A 15,637-nucleotide genomic window follows, 5' to 3' on the forward strand; every position below is an offset into this window, starting at 1 on the left:
AAGAGGGCGTGCTGGGATCGATCAGGTATAACCTTGCGAACCTGCTGAACTTCAAAGGGCGCGATGCGCGGCAGACCTTCTGGTTCTACGTCCTCTTCCTTGTCATCCTCCAATATGCCGCCGGCATGCTCATTTCGCTGCCGATGATGGGCGGAATGATGAAAGGCGCGTTCAGTGCCGCTCAGCAGGGAGCCAGCGAAGCCGAGTTGCAGGCACGCATGATGGCTCAGATGGCCGGCTACATGCGCACTTCGATGACATTGACGGCTGTCGTGTCGGTGATCGCGGCAATGTTCCTGTTGGCCGCCTTCGTGCGCCGCCTGCACGACTCCGGCAAGCCGGGGTGGATCGCCTTTGCGGTCCTTGCGCTGTCGCTTGTGGCCCGCGTCATGATCTGGTCGAAGATGAACGAGGTCATTGCCGCCATGACCAGCGCACCGGCGGAGGACATGGCATCCGCCCTGGCGATCCAGTCCAAGGTAATCGGTGCCTCGGCAATGAGCTGGGCAGCCATTCTGATCGTGATCATCTGCGGCGTCCTGCCTTCGACCAATGGCCCCAATCGCTACGGTGACGCGCCCGTCCGGTTCTGATCCTGCCGCCCTCTTGCAATCTCGGGAGCCAGGCCCGACAAGCGCGGTCATGCAATACAAGATCCTGGTCGCCGCCACGCTTTCCTCCAGTGTCCTGAGCCCGGTCGCCGCCAGCGCCGCCGAGGCGCCGGCCGCCGACGTTTCGGAAGCGCGCATGCGTGCGGATGTCGAGAAGCTGGTCTCCTTCGGCACCCGGCATACGCTGTCTTCGGATTCCGATCCCCGGCGCGGCATCGGTGCCGCGCGGCGCTGGGCGGCCGATGAATTTCGCAAGACCTCGAAGGCCTGCGGTGGCTGTCTTGAAGTCGTGATGCCGGAAAGCATGGTGAGTGGGACCCGCATCCCGGTGCCCGTGAAGATGGTCGATGTTGTCGCCATCCAGCGCGGCACCGAACGCCCCGATGAAGTCGTCATCGTTGAAGCGCATATCGACAGCCGCGTGACCGACGTGATGGACGTCAGGAGCGATGCGCCGGGAGCCAACGACGACGGCTCGGGCACCGCGCTCGTTCTGGAGGCTGCGCGTGTACTGTCCAAGCGCAAGTTCCCCACCACCATCGTCTATGCTGCGCTCTCGGGCGAGGAGCAGGGGCTTTATGGCGGCAAGCTGCTGGCGGATTACGCAAAGAAGCAGGGCTGGACAGTCAAGGCCGTACTCAACAACGACATCGTCGGCGGAACCCACGGCTCCGACGGGCTGGTCGACGACACCCATGTCCGCCTGTTTTCAGAAGGTCCGCGTGCGGACGCGACCGACAAGACCCGCGCCGACGCACGCCGGTTCGGCGGCGAGAACGACAGCCCTTCGCGCAACATCTCACGCTTCATCGCGGCGCTTTCGGGCGGTGTGCAGGACAAGCTGGAAGTCCGGCAGGTCTGGCGCGCCGACCGCATGGGCCGCGGCGGCGACCAGTTGCCGTTCCTTGAGCAAGGCAATCCGGCGGTACGCTTCTCGGTTGCCATCGAGGACTACGAGCACCAGCATCAGGACCTGCGCACCGAGAACGGCGTCAAGTTCGGCGACACGATCGACGAGATGGACTTTCCCTATCTCGCCCGCGTCACCCGCCTGAACATTGCCGCGCTCGCCGCGTTGGCCAAGGCGCCGATGCCGCCGGTTCCCACCGCCGATGCTGCAGTGAAGACCTGGACCGACGTGACGTGGAAACCGGTCAACGGTGCGGTCGCCTATTCGCTGTGGCGCCGCCGTACCGACCAGGGTGAGTGGGAGGCGCAGCCGATGATTGCGAATACCACGCAGACCCGCGTGAAACTCGACGGCTTCCGCGGTGATGACTGGATCCTCGGTGTCAGTTCGATCGCTGCCGACGGCAGCCAGAGCCCGGTCGCGGCTGCGGTTCCGGGTGGCGGCTTCCTGCCGCTCGGCACGCCGTGACAGGCATCGAATGATCCGACAGGGGTGCTTGCCAAGCGCCGCGGTATGACTAGAGAGGCAACGCAACAGGGATCTGCGCGGGAAGCGGGGCCGGTCACGGCTCACGAACACTCCCGTGCCTGCCGTCCGATGCCGCAAGGATCGGACTCCCGGCACGCGTTGTGGAGAGTGAATTCGCTATGACCCATGCCTTCGACACGATGCACGCGGTTGCCGGCCTGATGGTCGGCATACTCGTGGGCCTCACCGGTGTCGGCGGCGGCTCGTTGATGACGCCGCTGCTGGTACTGATGTTCGGGGTCAATCCGCAGACCGCGGTCGGCACCGACCTGCTGTTTGCCGCGCTGACCAAGATTGGCGGCTCGGTTGTCCACGGCAAGCGCGAGACGGTCGACTGGACCATCGTGCGCCGCCTGGCCTCCGGCAGCGTGCCGGCGGCTCTCGTAACGCTGGGAACGCTTGCCTATATTGGCAAGATCGGCAAATCGACCGAGAACATGATCCTGTTTTCCCTCGCGATCCTGCTGTTCCTGACGGCGATCGCGGTGGCATCGCGCAAGTGGCTGACCCGCTTCGCGCACGACCATGAAGCCGTTGCGCCTCCGGCGCGGGTTGCCGGACTTACCGTCCTGCTCGGCGCGGTCATCGGTCTTGCCGTATCGATCTCGTCGGTCGGCGCGGGAGCGATCGGCGTCACGGTATTGCTGGTGCTCTACCCCCGGCTGCAGGTCTCGCGCCTGGTGGGTTCGGATATTGCCCACGCCGTGCCACTGGCGCTGATTGCCGGAACCGGCCACTGGATCATCGGCGACGTCAACTTCACGCTGCTCGGAAACCTGCTGATCGGCTCCATTCCAGGCGTGGTGATCGGAAGCTATCTGTCATCCCACGCGCCGGACAGGGTCTTGCAGCCGCTGCTTGCCTGCGTGCTGTTGGTGTCTTCGTGGCAGCTCATGGTCAAGTCGCGCATGCCGGACAAGGCGATGAAGCCTGTCCACGCGGTGGTACAGGAAACGGCCTCCTCGCATTGATCGCATGCCCCGGATGACAAGCGGCGGATTGTAATTCCCGCCGTTTACCGGCAAGTGCGATGCCATGCCTCGCTCAAAGAACAGCACGCCCAGGTCCTCCCTCAAGTCCTCCAGGCCCCGGCACGAGCCCGGGCTTCCCACGCGCCAGCAGGTGTTGGACTTCATTCAGAATGCTACCGAGCCCGCGGGCAAGCGCGAGATCGCGCGGGCGTTCGGCCTGAAGGGGCAGGAGAAGATCCAGCTCAAGGCGCTGCTCAAGGACATGGCCGAAGAGGGCCTGATCGACGGCAAGCGCACCGCGTTCCACCGCATGGGCGGGCTGCCCAAGGTCACCGTCCTGCGCATCGTCGACGTGGATGAGGGCGAGCCCATCGCCATCCCCGATACCTGGACGCCCGACGATGCCACCCCGCCGCCGCGCATTCGCCTGATCGAGAAGGGGCGCTCGGCGCTCAAGAAGGGTGACCGCGTGTTGTCGCGCACGGAAGAGACGCCCACCGGATGGCGCGCCTATCCGATGAAGAAGCTGATGTTGCGTTCCGAGCAGATGCTTGGTGTTGTCGAGATCGATGGTGCGGGCAAGCCCTGGCTGGCCCCGGTAGACAAGCGCATCCGCAATTCCTCGCCGATTTCCGATCTTGGCGGCGCCGAGAAGGGCGAACTGGTGCTGGCCGAGCCGATCGGACGCTCCGCGCGCCCCTCGGTCAAGGTCACCGAAGTGCTGGGTGAACCGCTTGCGCCCAAGGCCTTCAGCCTGATCGCGATCCACAAGCACGGCATCCCCAACCACTTCGACGGCGACACCATCGCCGAAGCAGAGCGCTCCGCCAGGATGCCGCTCAGCCGCGAGCAGCGCGAGGACCTGCGACACCTGCCGATCGTCGCCATCGATCCCTCCGATGCGCGCGACCACGATGACGCGATCTGGGCCGCACCGAACGAGGAGGGTGGTTTCGACGCGCTGGTCGCGATTGCCGACGTCTCGTTCTATGTCCGCCCCGGCGGTCACATCGACCGCGAGGCTCGGCGCCGCGGCAACTCGGTCTATTTCCCGGACCGGGTCGTGCCGATGCTCCCCGAGGTGCTGAGCGCCGACGTCTGCTCGCTGCGTTCGGGCGAAGACCGCGCGGCGATGGCCTGTCACATGAAGATCGACGGGCAGGGCAAGGTCACCGAATGGCGCTTTACCCGTGCCATTGTCCGTATCGACGAAGTCATCGCTTACGAAGAGGCGCAGGCCCGCATCGACGAGGATCGCGCCCCGGAGCATCTGAAGAACCTCTGGGCTTGCTGGAAACTGCTGGCGAAGGCCCGAGAGGCCCGCGATCCGCTTGAACTGGAATTGCCAGAACGCCGCGTAAAGCTCGACGATCAGGGGCGCATTGCCGAAATCGCCATTCGTGAACGGCTCGACGCGCACCGCGTGGTCGAGGACTTCATGATCGCCGCCAACGTCGCGGCGGCCAAGGCACTGGAGGCCAAGGTCGCGCCGGTGGTTTACCGCATCCACGAGACGCCGAGCCGGGAGAAACTGACCGCGCTCAAGGACTATCTGGCGACGTTCGGCCGCAAGCTGGCCATGGGGCAGGTCATCACGCCGGGCCTGTTCAACCGCATGCTCAAGGACATTGCGGACGAAAGCGAGAAGGCGCTGATCATGGAGGCCGTCCTGCGCAGCCAGACCCAGGCCTATTACGGCCCGCGCAACGAGGGGCACTTCGGTCTCGCGCTCGGTTCCTACGCGCACTTCACTTCGCCGATTCGCCGCTATGCCGACCTTCTGGTCCACCGTGCGCTAGTCGATGCCTATGGGCTGGAGCAGCCCAAGCCCGAGGGCGACATTCCTGCACTGTCGGGGCTTTCCGAGCGTGATCGCAGCGATCTCGGCCGCGTCAGCGAGGCAATCAGCACGGCCGAACGCCGCGCGATGGAGGCCGAGCGCGAAACCATCGACCGTTATGTCGCCGCGTGGCTTTCGGGCCGCGTCGGGCAGGTTTTCGACACGCGCATCACCGGGGTTCAGAAGTTCGGGTTCTTCGCAACGATCCTCAGTCTGGGCGGTGATGGTCTGGTGCCGGTCTCGACGCTGGGTGACGAGCGTTTTGCCTATGACGAGAAGGCCCAGGTGCTCGAAGGCGAAAGCACTGGCACCAGCTATGCCGTGGGGCAGATCCTGCGCCTGCGTCTGGCCGAAGCGAATCCGCTGACCGGCGCGCTCAAGTTCGAACTGGAGGAGGGCGGCGGCCGCATCGAGCAGCGCGGCAAGCCGCAGCCGCTCAAGAAAAAGGGCAAGCACTTCGTCGGCCAGCGTGGCCGGCCGAACAACATCCGCCATCAGGGGCGCAAGAAGAAGTGAGGCAGTCGGCTCCGGGCAGGAGCCGACAACGCCCCCGGTTCAGCTCAGGCGCTCGATCGCATCGGCATCGAGCGTCCCGGGGATCACGAAAACCGGGCACGGCATGTGGCCAAGACCCGCCCCGGTGAAGTGTGCCACCAGCGGACCGGGGCCGCCCTCCTTGGCCGCGCCCAGAACCAGCGCGGAAACTTCCGGGTGTTCCTTCAGGTACTGGCGCACGATCTTGATGTCCTCGCCCATACGCACCGCGATGACCGGCATCTTCGCGCCTTGCGACAAGAGGTTGCCGGCCGCTGCCGTCACCAGTGTTTCGGCGCGGGCGCGGGCTTCTTCCTCGATCGTGGCCTGAACACCGCCGAAGGCGTTGAAAGGCTGGGGCGGAACGAGCGCCAGCAGGTGCAGTGCACCGTCGGTCTTTGCCGCGCGGCGAGCCGCGAATTGCAGGGCGACCAGCGCCTCTTCGGTTTCGTCTATGATAACCAGATAGACGCGCATGATTTTTAGCCTTGATCCCCTTGGACAGCGCTTATCGGGCCATTCAGGTCGCTGTGCAAGAGATCACGAATGGCAAAAGGATTGCGAAGGCGCTTGTATGCTGCGCGCAACTTGTCCAAGGAAAGGCCAACCCCGCACACCTCCCCAGGATAACAAGGGACACACAAGCTTCCATGCCCATCGAGATCAAGATGCCCGCCCTGTCCCCCACGATGGAAGAGGGGAAACTGGCGAAATGGCTGGTTAAGGAAGGCGACACCGTCAATTCCGGCGACATCATGGCCGAAATCGAAACCGACAAGGCCACCATGGAATTCGAAGCCGTGGACGAAGGCGTCGTCGGCAAGATTCTGGTGCCCGAAGGCACCGAAGGCGTGAAGGTCGGCACCGTGATCGCCGTGATCGCCGGTGAAGGCGAAGACGTCAGCGCCGTTGCCGCCGCCCCCAAGGCCGCTGCCGCTCCGGCTGCTGCGCCTGCCGCCGCCCCCGCTACTGCCCCGGCGCCCGTCACTTCGGCACCGGTTGCTGCTGTCGCCGGCAAGGATGGCCGCGTGGTCGCCTCGCCGCTCGCCAAGCGCGTGGCCGCCGCCAAGGGCGTTGACCTTGCCGCCGTCACCGGCACCGGCCCCAAGGGCCGTATCGTCAAGGCCGACGTCGAAGCCGCCCAGCCCGGTACTGCCGCGCCGAAGGCCGCCGCTCCGGCTGCTGCACCCGTTGCGGCTCCTGCTGGCGAAGCCAAGCCCGCTTCGGTCGAAATGGCTGCCGAAACCCGCGCTCTGCTTGACGACCGCATCCCGCACACCGTCGAAAAGCTCTCGGGCATGCGCAAGACCATCGCGCGCCGCCTGACCCAGTCGATGCAGGAAGCGCCGCACATCTACCTCACCGTGGACGTGCGCCTCGACAAGCTGATGGCCCTGCGTGCCGAGATCAACTCCATGCTCGAAAAGCAGGGCGTGAAGGTTTCGGTCAACGACATGCTGATCAAGGCCCTTGGCCGCGCGCTGATCGATGTGCCGGAGTGCAACGTGACCTTCGCCGGTAACGAGCTGATCAAGTATGCGCGTGCCGACGTTTCGGTTGCCGTCTCGATCCCGAACGGCCTGATCACCCCGATCGTCCAGAACGCCAACGGCAAGTCGTTCTCCGAAATCGCCAAGGCGACCAAGGATCTCGGCAAGCGTGCCAAGGAAGGCAAGCTGCAGCCGCTCGAATATCAGGGCGGCACCGCCTCGATCTCGAACATGGGCATGATGGGCATCAAGCAGTTCACCGCCGTGATCAACCCGCCGCAGGCGACGATCATCGCGGTCGGCGCGGGCGACAAGCGCCCGTGGGTGATGCCCGACGATTCGCTGGGCGTCGCCACCGTCATGAGCGCGACCGGCAGCTTCGACCACCGCGCGGTGGACGGTGCCGACGGCGCCCGCCTCATGGCCGCCTTCCGCGAATATATCGAAACGCCGCTGGGCATGGTCGCCTGAGATGATCGACGAGACCAAGGGCTGCCCTCGTGACCCGGTGATCCGGGTCACGGCGATGCCCGCCGATGCCAACGCCTACGGCGACATCTTCGGCGGCTGGCTGATGAGCCAGATGGACATGGGCGCCGGTTTGATCGCCGCCCGCCGTTCGCGCGGCCGCGCAGTCACTGTCGCCATGGACGGCACCCAGTTCCACCTGCCCGTAAAGGTGGGTGACGAGGTCTCCGTCTATGGCGAGATCAAGCGGGTCGGCCGCACCTCGATGACGATCGCCATCGAGGCGTGGCGCCGCCATCGGCATGAAGAAGAAGAAGTGAAGGTGACGCAGGCCGTGTTCACCTTCGTCGCGGTGAACGAATTCGGCAAACCGCGCGTCATCGATCAGGAGAAGTAAGACAGTGGCTGATACCTATGACGTCATCGTCCTCGGCTCGGGCCCGGGCGGCTATGTCGCGGCGATCCGTTCCGCGCAGCTGGGCCTGAAGACCGCCATCGTCGAGCGTGAACTGCTCGGCGGCATCTGCCTCAACTGGGGCTGCATCCCGACCAAGGCGCTGCTGCGCTCGGCCGAGGTGTTCCACCAGATGAAGCACGCCAAGAACTACGGCCTCGCCGCCGAGAACATCACGGCGGACCTGAACGCGGTTGTCCAGCGTTCGCGCGGCGTTGCCAAGCAGCTCAATCAGGGCGTCACGCACCTGATGAAGAAGAACAAGATCGCCGTGCACATGGGCACCGGCAAGCTTGTTGCGAGCAACGGCACTGGGGGCAAGCTGGAAGTGACCGGCGAGAAGGGCACCGAGACCCTCACCGCCAAGCACATCATCATCGCCACCGGCGCCCGCGCCCGCGATCTGCCGAACGCCAAGGCCGACGGTGAGCGCGTGTGGACCTATCGCCATGCGATGACGCCCAAGGAAATGCCCAGCAAGCTGCTGGTCATCGGTTCGGGCGCGATCGGTATCGAATTCGCCAGCTTCTACAACGACATGGGCGTTGACGTCACGGTCGTCGAGATGATGGACCGGATCGTGCCGGTGGAAGATGCCGACGTGTCGTCCTTCCTCGAGAAGGCGCTGACCAAGCAGGGCATGAAGATCATGACCGGCGCCAAGACCAGCGATCTGGCCGTTGGCAAGGACAGCGTGAAGGTGACCATCACCGACAAGACCGGCAAGGCCGCCACGCATGAATTCAGCCACATGATCGTTGCCATCGGCATCGTGCCGAACGTCGAGAACATCGGTCTGGAAGACCTCGGCATCGAACCGGACAAGCGCTTCCACATCAAGACGGACGACTACGGCCGGACCAACGTCAAGGGCATCTGGGCCATTGGCGACTGCGTGGACGGCCCCTGGCTGGCGCACAAGGCGAGCCATGAAGGCGTTACCGCTGCCGAATCGATCGCCAAGGAACTGGGCAACAAGGACGTGCATCCGCACGCTCTCGACCGCCGCAACATTCCGGGCTGCACCTACTGCCACCCGCAGATCGCCTCGGTCGGCATGACCGAAGCGAAGGCGAAGGAAGCGGGCTACGAGGTGAAGGCCGGCACCTTCCCGTTCATCGGCAACGGCAAGGCCATCGCGCTGGGCGAACCGGAAGGTTTCGTGAAGACGGTGTTCGATGCGAAGACCGGCGAGCTGCTGGGTGCCCACATGATCGGCGCGGAAGTGACCGAGATGATCCAGGGCTACGTCGTCGGCAAGACGCTGGAGACCACCGAGGCCGAACTGATGCAGACCGTGTTCCCGCATCCGACGATCTCGGAAGCGATGCACGAATCGGTGCTGGCTGCTTACGGGCGCGCGCTGCACATCTGATCGGACATTCAGGTTTCGAAATGCGAAAGGCGGGCCTGCGAAGGCCCGCCTTTTTCATTTGCGTGTCAGACAGAGGATCCGTTGCCGGTCGTGCGGGCGATGTGCTCGAAAACAGCCGGGTGGAGCGGTTCGGCAAATTCGCAGCCTACCATGTTGTCACGGCTCCAGCAGACCCGCGCAGTGAGCAAGTGCAGGCCGGGAATGCGGATGCGCAGCGGCAGATCGTCCCGCACCTCGGGAAGCCACGCGATTCGGAACCCGCCGGGGGCAAGATCGTCGAGGCGCGCGGCTTTCCAGGGGCGGGATCCCTGGCGCACTTCGCACAGCAGAGTGACGCTTACCCGTTCGGCCCGCTCGGACTGGTCCTGGGTGGGTGGGCCGGTAACGAGGCGCGGATAAAACGACAAGGCGGGTCTCCATCGATGGAAACCCGCCTTGGACCCGACGATTTTACCGGCAGCTTACTGCGGCGCGGCAAAAGGATCCGGATTGGAGAATTTTAACGGAAGGCTTTCGACAGCACGACCAGCGTCGGGTCTCCGTCGAACGGCTCGGGGGTAAAGCCCTTGTCACGCTCGACTTCGATCGCAGCACTGTTTTCCCGGCTTTCGATCGACATCACGCGGCGGCAGCCCTGCGCCTCGGCCTGCTTGCCGAGGAAGTCGAGCATGGCCCAGCCGATACCCTTGCCCTTGTAGGCACCTGCCACCGAAATGGCGACTTCGGCGGTGTCGCGGTCAGCATCGCTGGCAAGCACGCCCGAGGAGACGATCTCTCCGCTGGCCTTGTCGAAACCGATCCACGATTCGGTACGGAACTGGTCGGCATGGACCAGCGGGGCGATCTGCTGGGCACTGACCTTGTCCGCCGCGGCGAAGAAGCGGAAGCGGCGATCCTCGTCCTCGACGCGTTCGAAAAAGGCGGTCAGCGCGGCCTCGTCGTCTTCCCGTGCGGGACGCACTTCGAGTTCGATGCCGGAACGGGTGGGGAGGGTGATGACGTCATTCAGAGACATGGACGAGACTCCACTCGAGAAGTGTGGGTTCCTTAGACCGCCGCAAGGGCCCGCACCTTGATCGAGATCAGGATACGGGCCTTTTGACGGCGGATCAGGCGTCTATGTTCCGCCGGAAGGTTTCCGGAAGGAACAGCAGGCCGATCACCACCGTGGCCGCGGCGATGACGACCGGATACCACAGGCCGTAGTAGATGTCGCCGGTGGCGGCGACCATGGCAAAGGCGGTGGTGGGCAGAAAACCGCCGAACCAGCCATTTCCGAGGTGATAGGGCAGGGACATCGATGTGTAGCGGATCCGGCTCGGGAACAGTTCCACCAGCATCGCCGCGATCGGACCGTAGACCATGGTCACCAGCACCACGAGGTAGAACAGCACGGCGACGACCGTGATCTTGTCCATCGCGTTCGGATCGGCCTTGGCCGGATAGCCCGCCTCGGCAAGGGCAGCCTTCACGTCGTCCTGGTAGGCCGTGATGGCGGCGGCACGATCCTTTTCCGACACCAGCGCAGGGTTGGGGGCCGCCAGCGTCCTGCCGCCGACCGAGACCGAGGCGATCGTGCCTGCCGGCACTTCGACATTGCTGTAGTTGATGCCGCTCTTGGCGAGGAAGGCCTTGGCGATGTCACAGCTCGACGCGTCGAACTTGTTCTTGCCCACGGGGTCGAACTGGAACGAGCATTCGCCGGGATTGGCGTGGACGATGACCGAGGCGGTTGCGGTAGCCCGGGCAAGTGCGGGGTTGGCGGCGTCCGAAAGCGCGTGGAAGGCGGGGAAATAGGTCACTGCCGCCAGCGCGCAGCCGCCGAGGATGATGTACTTGCGGCCGATGCGGTCGGACAGCCAGCCGAAGAACACGAAGAACGGCGTGCCCAGCGCCAAGGCAATGGCGATCAGCGTGTTGGTCGTGGCGCCGTCCACCTTGAGGATCTTCTCGAGATAGAACATCGCGTAGAACTGGCCCGCGTACCAGACCACCGCCTGCCCCGCGACAGCGCCGAACAGGGCGATCAGCACGAACTTGAGATTGCTCCACTGGCCAAAGGCTTCGGTCAGCGGGGCCTTCGAGGTCGTGCCTTCGTCCTTCATCTTCTGGTAGACGGGGCTCTCGTTGAGCTGGAGGCGGATCCACATCGAGACGCCCAGCAGGATCGACGAGACGAGGAACGGCAGGCGCCAGCCCCAGCCGGAGAAGGTGTCCTCACCCATTGCCGTGCGGAAGCCGAGTACGACCAGCAGCGCGGCGAAGAGCCCGAAAGTCGCGGTGATCTGGATAAAGCTGGTGTATAGCCCGCGCTTGTTGTTGGGTGCATGTTCGGCAACGTAAGTCGCCGCACCGCCATATTCACCGCCGAGGGCAAGTCCCTGGACGATGCGCAGGCCCACCAGGATGATGGGCGAGGCGACGCCGATCGTCTCGTAGCCCGGCAGCAGGCCGACCGCGAAAGTGGAAGCGCCCATCAGGCCCATGGTGACAAGAAAGGTGTTCTTGCGCCCGACCAGGTCGCCGATGCGTCCGAACACCAGTGCGCCGAACGGCCGCACCGCGAAGCCCGCGGCAAAGGCGCCGAGCGCGAGGATGAAGCCGGTCGTCTCGTTCACGCCCGCAAAGAAGACCTTCGAAATGAACGTCGCCAGCAGGCCGTAAAGGTAGAAATCGTACCACTCGAAAACGGTGCCGAGCGATGAGGCGGTGATGACGAGCTTTTCGCTCTGCGTCGCCTGATGATGCTTCGGCAAGGCGTCATATGTCGATGCCATTGCACTCTCCCTTATTGTGCCCCCAGAGTGTTGTACTTCCGCGGGATTTTTCTTCAGAAACTATACTTAGCGGCAAATTCGAGACGGTCGAGATTGCCATTGTCGCCGTCGACCAGATCGCGCTCGCCGTGACGGTACTCGATGCCGAGATCGATGTTGCGGTAGGGCGAGTAGAACAGGTTGGCCGCCCCGCTCCATGCCTGGCGATTGAAGGTGGCGATATCGGCGAAGGCAAGGTCGCGGGAGTAGTAGACCCGCTGCCAGCTGCCCATCACGTTGGCGCGCCAGTTGGTGCCAAGCGCGATATGCAGCGCGGCGAAGGCGGCCATGGCATCCACGCTTTCAAGCGAGTTGGTCGCGGGCGAATAGACCGCGTCCGGCGCGAAGTTGAGGCCGAGGTAACGGCTGATGTTGTGCCCGTATGTGACCATGGCGCGAAGGTCGCTGGTCTTGCTGCCGTTGAGCCAGAGCTTGCCGGCCGCACTGACGCCAAGTCCGGTGGTGCTGGCGTCCTTTCCGCCGTTCTGCACGCGAACCTGCCGGGCGAGGCCCGCCAGCGAAAGCTCGCCGATCCCGCCCTTCCAGGCTAGACGGGCGACAAAGTCGGGAATGCGCTCATCACCGTTCTCGATGATCGTTGGCGAGCCGGTGTCCACCGTGCCCGTTTCCGGTTGCTCCATCGCCAGGTGCAGCGTGGCCTGCTTGCCGATCGGCAGGCTGTAGCGGATCAGCGGCTGGCGCGCGAAGACGGTGCCTTCGGTGACGCCCACGAAGTCGGTCGATTCGGGCAGGGCCGGCACGTACTGGAAGGTTGTCCACTCCTGTCCGATCAGCCAGCGATCGAACTGCATGTAGGCGCGGCGCAGGGTGAAGTTATAGCCGTTGGTCGTGCGCTTGGAGGCCTGGATGCCGGGCGAGGTCTGGAAGTCCGCCTCCACATAGGCCTTGAGCGCGTGGTCGCCCAGCCGGGTGTTGACGTCGACCCAGAGGCGCGACTGCTTGGCGTTGAAGTCGGTCGCGTCGGTGCTCTGGCCGCTGCCGGTCGGGATCGCCTGGGGCAGGTAGAAGTCGCGCCCGAAGGTGTTGGTGGCGACCTTGCCGTCGCTGAAGTGGCTCGAAGTGGCGACCAGTTTGATGTAGCCGCCGATGTTGATCGCGGAATTGCCCGAGCGGAAGCCGTCGGCGGGTGGCGCGGCCGGAGCGGTCGCTGCTGCCGTTGCCGGGCCGGACGCCTTAGCCTCGACTGCCGCGATCCGGGTGGCGGCAGCTTCGCTGCGCGCATTGGCGGCGGCGATCGCGCCTTGCGCGGCAGAAGCATCGCGGACCTGCTGCTGGCGGGCCTGGGCGAGGTCTGAACGAAGCTGTGCCATTTCCGTCTCCAGCTTTTCCAGGCGCGCCTCGAGTTGCTCCTCGCGCGCCGTGGCTGCGTGGGCCGCCTGCGGTGCGATCAGGCAGCTTGCCGCCATCAGCGCACGCGCCAGCGATCGGGTTCGCTCGTGCATCGTTGTCCCTCTCCATTCCGGACCGGCGGCGCCTCGCATGGGATCCGTCTCGGTACCGGGACACCATCCGCCAGCAGGCATACACGGGCCATCCAGACCAAGGTGGAAGAGCTTCGACCATTGTCTAATGTCGATGCGGACAGGCCCACGTGCTAAGGGCTGGTGCAAAGCCGGGATTGCCGGATACAGTCCCGTGGAGAGGAGAAGGAATCATGGCCGAGGCCATCTATCCCGTGCCTGCAGAATGGGCCCAGAACGCCCTGATCGATGAGGCCCGGTACCAGCAGATGTACGAGCGCTCGATCGCCGATCCCGATGGGTTCTGGCGTGAGGAAGGCCAGCGGATCGACTGGATCAAGCCGTTCAGCGTGGTCAAGCAGACCAGCTTCCACGAGGCGGATTTCGGCATCTCGTGGTTCACCGACGGCACACTGAATCTCTCCGCCAATTGCCTCGATCGCCATCTGGCCGAGCGCGGCGATGCCATCGCCATCCTGTGGGAACCGGACGATCCGAAGAACCCGGAACGCCGGATTACCTACCGCGAGCTGCACGAGGCGGTCTGCCGCTTTGCCAATCTTCTGAAGGCCCGCGGCGTCAAGCGGGGCGAGCGTGTCACCATCTATCTGCCGATGGTACCCGAAGCCGCGGTCGCCATGCTGGCCTGCGCGCGCATCGGTGCGATCCACTCGATCGTCTTTGCCGGCTTCTCGCCCGATGCCCTGGCCGGCCGCATCCAGGACTGCGACAGCCGGATTGTCCTCACCAGCGACGAAGGTCTGCGCGGCGGCAAGAAGGTGCCGCTCAAGGCCAATGTCGACGAGGCGCTCAAGGCTTGCCCGGGTGTCGACAGCGTGATCGTGCTCAGCCACACCGGTGCCGACGTGCCGATGGTGGACGGCCGCGACATCGACTGGGCTTCCGCGGTCGCCGCCCAGCCTGCGGATTGCCTGCCCGAGGAAATGAGCGCGGAAGATCCGCTGTTCATCCTTTACACTTCAGGCTCCACCGGCAAGCCCAAGGGCGTGCTCCATACCACCGGTGGCTATGCGGTCTGGGCCTCGATGACGCACGAATACGTCTTCGATTATCGCCCTGGCCAGATCTACTGGTGCGCCGCCGACATCGGCTGGGTGACCGGACATTCCTACGTTGTCTACGGCCCGCTGATGAACGGGGCGACCACGGTGATGTTCGAGGGGGTGCCCAACTTCCCCGACGCCAGCCGCTTCTGGCAGGTGGTCGACAAGTTCCAGGTCGAAATCTTCTACGGCGCGCCCACGGCCCTGCGCGCGCTGATGCGCGAAGGCGACGATTTCGTGAAGAAGACCAGCCGCAAGAGCCTGCGCCTCCTGGGGTCGGTCGGTGAGCCGATCAATCCCGAAGCCTGGTCCTGGTATCACGAGGTCGTCGGTGAAGGGCGCTGCCCGATCGTCGACACCTGGTGGCAGACCGAGACCGGCGGCGCCATGATCACCCCGCTGCCCGGTGCCACCGCGCTCAAGCCCGGTTCGGCCAGCAAGCCGATGTTTGGCGTGAAGCCGATGCTGCTCGATAACGAGGGCGGCGTGCTTGAAGGGGCAACCGACGGCTGCCTGGTGATAGCGGACAGCTGGCCGGGACAGATGCGGACCGTCTGGGGCGATCACGAACGCTTCTTCCAGACCTATTTCTCGACGTTCGCGGGTTACTACTTCACTGGCGACGGCTGCCGCCGCGACGAGGACGGGTACTACTGGATCACCGGCCGTATCGACGACGTCATCAACGTCTCGGGGCACCGCATGGGTACGGCCGAGATCGAATCGGCGCTGGTCGCGCATCATGCCGTGGCCGAGGCAGCCGTCGTCGGCATGCCGCACGAGATCAAGGGGCAGGGCATCTACGCCTTTGTCACCTGCAACGCCGAAATCGAACCGGATGAGGCGCTGCGCAAGGAACTGGTCCAATGGGTCCGCCACGAGATCGGCCCGATCGCGACGCCCGACGTCATCCAGTTCGCGCCGGGCCTGCCCAAGACCCGTTCGGGCAAGATCATGCGGCGTATCCTGCGCAAGATCGGCGAGAACGACTTCTCCAACCTTGGCGATACGTCGACCCTGGCCGATCCTTCGGTGGTCGACAACCTGATCGCCAATCGTCCCCAGCCTGCAACGGCGTGAGCCGTGCGGGCTGGC

Annotated in this window: 13 protein-coding genes; 8 read left to right on the plus strand and 5 right to left on the minus strand. The window is 64.7% G+C overall.

The genetic code is table 11. From position 1 onward, the window contains the following. Positions 1 to 8 precede the first annotated feature (8 nt). The 4 genes from DM450_RS06950 to rnr all read left to right on the plus strand — a co-directional run bounded on the left by DM450_RS06950 (position 9) and on the right by rnr (position 5,376). A complete protein-coding gene (locus DM450_RS06950; protein WP_142633619.1) occupies positions 9 to 593 on the plus strand; it encodes a DUF805 domain-containing protein in 585 nt (194 codons plus the stop codon). A 49-nt stretch (positions 594 to 642) separates the two neighbouring features. Beyond that, positions 643 to 1,989 carry a M20/M25/M40 family metallo-hydrolase gene (locus tag DM450_RS06955; RefSeq protein ID WP_142633621.1) on the plus strand — a complete coding sequence of 449 codons (1,347 nt, stop codon included), beginning with the start codon at positions 643 to 645 and terminating at the stop codon, positions 1,987 to 1,989. A gap of 179 nt (positions 1,990 to 2,168) precedes the next feature. Next, on the plus strand, positions 2,169 to 3,020 hold the full coding sequence (locus DM450_RS06960; RefSeq protein WP_142633623.1) for a sulfite exporter TauE/SafE family protein: 852 nt from the start codon (positions 2,169 to 2,171) through the stop codon (positions 3,018 to 3,020). 64 nt (positions 3,021 to 3,084) lie between these two features. Next, positions 3,085 to 5,376, plus strand: coding sequence for a ribonuclease R (gene rnr, locus DM450_RS06965; RefSeq protein ID WP_142633625.1), 2,292 nt, complete (start codon positions 3,085 to 3,087; stop codon positions 5,374 to 5,376). A gap of 39 nt (positions 5,377 to 5,415) precedes the next feature. On the opposite strand, the gene DM450_RS06970 is transcribed toward rnr, so the two are convergent. Next, a complete protein-coding gene (locus DM450_RS06970; protein ID WP_142633626.1) occupies positions 5,416 to 5,871 on the minus strand; it encodes a universal stress protein in 456 nt (151 codons plus the stop codon). Positions 5,872 to 6,044: 173 nt separating this feature from the next. Here DM450_RS06970 and DM450_RS06975 point away from each other — a divergent pair, with 173 nt between their 5' ends. Genes DM450_RS06975 through lpdA form a run of 3 tightly spaced genes read left to right on the plus strand, consistent with a single transcriptional unit; the run spans position 6,045 to position 9,181 of the window. Further along, positions 6,045 to 7,355 (plus strand): pyruvate dehydrogenase complex dihydrolipoamide acetyltransferase, encoded by a 1,311-nt coding sequence (locus tag DM450_RS06975; protein ID WP_142633628.1) that lies wholly within the window; start codon positions 6,045 to 6,047, stop codon positions 7,353 to 7,355. Between the two features lies 1 nt (position 7,356). After that, the gene (locus DM450_RS06980; RefSeq protein ID WP_142633629.1) at positions 7,357 to 7,749 is read left to right on the plus strand and encodes an acyl-CoA thioesterase; all 393 of its coding nucleotides are present in this window, start codon (positions 7,357 to 7,359) and stop codon (positions 7,747 to 7,749) included. A 4-nt stretch (positions 7,750 to 7,753) separates the two neighbouring features. After that, positions 7,754 to 9,181 carry a dihydrolipoyl dehydrogenase gene (lpdA, locus tag DM450_RS06985; RefSeq protein ID WP_142633631.1) on the plus strand — a complete coding sequence of 476 codons (1,428 nt, stop codon included), beginning with the start codon at positions 7,754 to 7,756 and terminating at the stop codon, positions 9,179 to 9,181. Positions 9,182 to 9,246: 65 nt separating this feature from the next. On the opposite strand, the gene DM450_RS06990 is transcribed toward lpdA, so the two are convergent. The 4 genes from DM450_RS06990 to DM450_RS07005 all read right to left on the minus strand — a co-directional run bounded on the left by DM450_RS06990 (position 9,247) and on the right by DM450_RS07005 (position 13,460). Continuing rightward, positions 9,247 to 9,588, minus strand: a complete 342-nt coding sequence (locus DM450_RS06990) for a PilZ domain-containing protein (protein WP_142633633.1) — start codon at positions 9,586 to 9,588, stop codon at positions 9,247 to 9,249. Positions 9,589 to 9,680: 92 nt separating this feature from the next. Then, a complete protein-coding gene (locus tag DM450_RS06995) occupies positions 9,681 to 10,196 on the minus strand; it encodes a GNAT family N-acetyltransferase (RefSeq protein WP_142633635.1) in 516 nt (171 codons plus the stop codon). Between the two features lie 94 nt (positions 10,197 to 10,290). Continuing rightward, on the minus strand, positions 10,291 to 11,958 hold the full coding sequence (locus tag DM450_RS07000) for an MFS transporter (protein WP_142633636.1): 1,668 nt from the start codon (positions 11,956 to 11,958) through the stop codon (positions 10,291 to 10,293). Between the two features lie 53 nt (positions 11,959 to 12,011). After that, positions 12,012 to 13,460 carry a DcaP family trimeric outer membrane transporter gene (locus tag DM450_RS07005; RefSeq protein ID WP_221889456.1) on the minus strand — a complete coding sequence of 483 codons (1,449 nt, stop codon included), beginning with the start codon at positions 13,458 to 13,460 and terminating at the stop codon, positions 12,012 to 12,014. A gap of 212 nt (positions 13,461 to 13,672) precedes the next feature. Between DM450_RS07005 and acs the strand changes: the two genes are divergently transcribed. Next, complete coding sequence (gene acs / locus DM450_RS07010) at positions 13,673 to 15,622, plus strand: acetate--CoA ligase (protein WP_142633638.1); 1,950 nt, start codon at positions 13,673 to 13,675, stop codon at positions 15,620 to 15,622. Positions 15,623 to 15,637 lie beyond the last annotated feature (15 nt).

This window comes from Sphingomonas sp. IC081 (assembly GCF_006874585.1).
In the GTDB taxonomy this organism is placed as follows: Bacteria; Pseudomonadota; Alphaproteobacteria; order Sphingomonadales; family Sphingomonadaceae; genus Novosphingobium.

What these genes read in the sequence shown, in the direction of transcription:
- DM450_RS07005 (WP_221889456.1), bottom strand. Translation starts at nt 13,460, where the DNA reads ATGCACGAGCGAACCCGATCGCTGGCGCGTGCGCTGATGGCGGCAAGC.
- DM450_RS06980 (WP_142633629.1), top strand. Translation starts at nt 7,357, where the DNA reads ATGATCGACGAGACCAAGGGCTGCCCTCGTGACCCGGTGATCCGGGTC.
- DM450_RS06995 (WP_142633635.1), bottom strand. Translation starts at nt 10,196, where the DNA reads ATGTCTCTGAATGACGTCATCACCCTCCCCACCCGTTCCGGCATCGAA.
- rnr (WP_142633625.1), top strand. Translation starts at nt 3,085, where the DNA reads ATGCCTCGCTCAAAGAACAGCACGCCCAGGTCCTCCCTCAAGTCCTCC.
- DM450_RS07000 (WP_142633636.1), bottom strand. Translation starts at nt 11,958, where the DNA reads ATGGCATCGACATATGACGCCTTGCCGAAGCATCATCAGGCGACGCAG.
- DM450_RS06975 (WP_142633628.1), top strand. Translation starts at nt 6,045, where the DNA reads ATGCCCATCGAGATCAAGATGCCCGCCCTGTCCCCCACGATGGAAGAG.
- acs (WP_142633638.1), top strand. Translation starts at nt 13,673, where the DNA reads ATGGCCGAGGCCATCTATCCCGTGCCTGCAGAATGGGCCCAGAACGCC.
- DM450_RS06970 (WP_142633626.1), bottom strand. Translation starts at nt 5,871, where the DNA reads ATGCGCGTCTATCTGGTTATCATAGACGAAACCGAAGAGGCGCTGGTC.
- DM450_RS06960 (WP_142633623.1), top strand. Translation starts at nt 2,169, where the DNA reads ATGACCCATGCCTTCGACACGATGCACGCGGTTGCCGGCCTGATGGTC.
- DM450_RS06955 (WP_142633621.1), top strand. Translation starts at nt 643, where the DNA reads ATGCAATACAAGATCCTGGTCGCCGCCACGCTTTCCTCCAGTGTCCTG.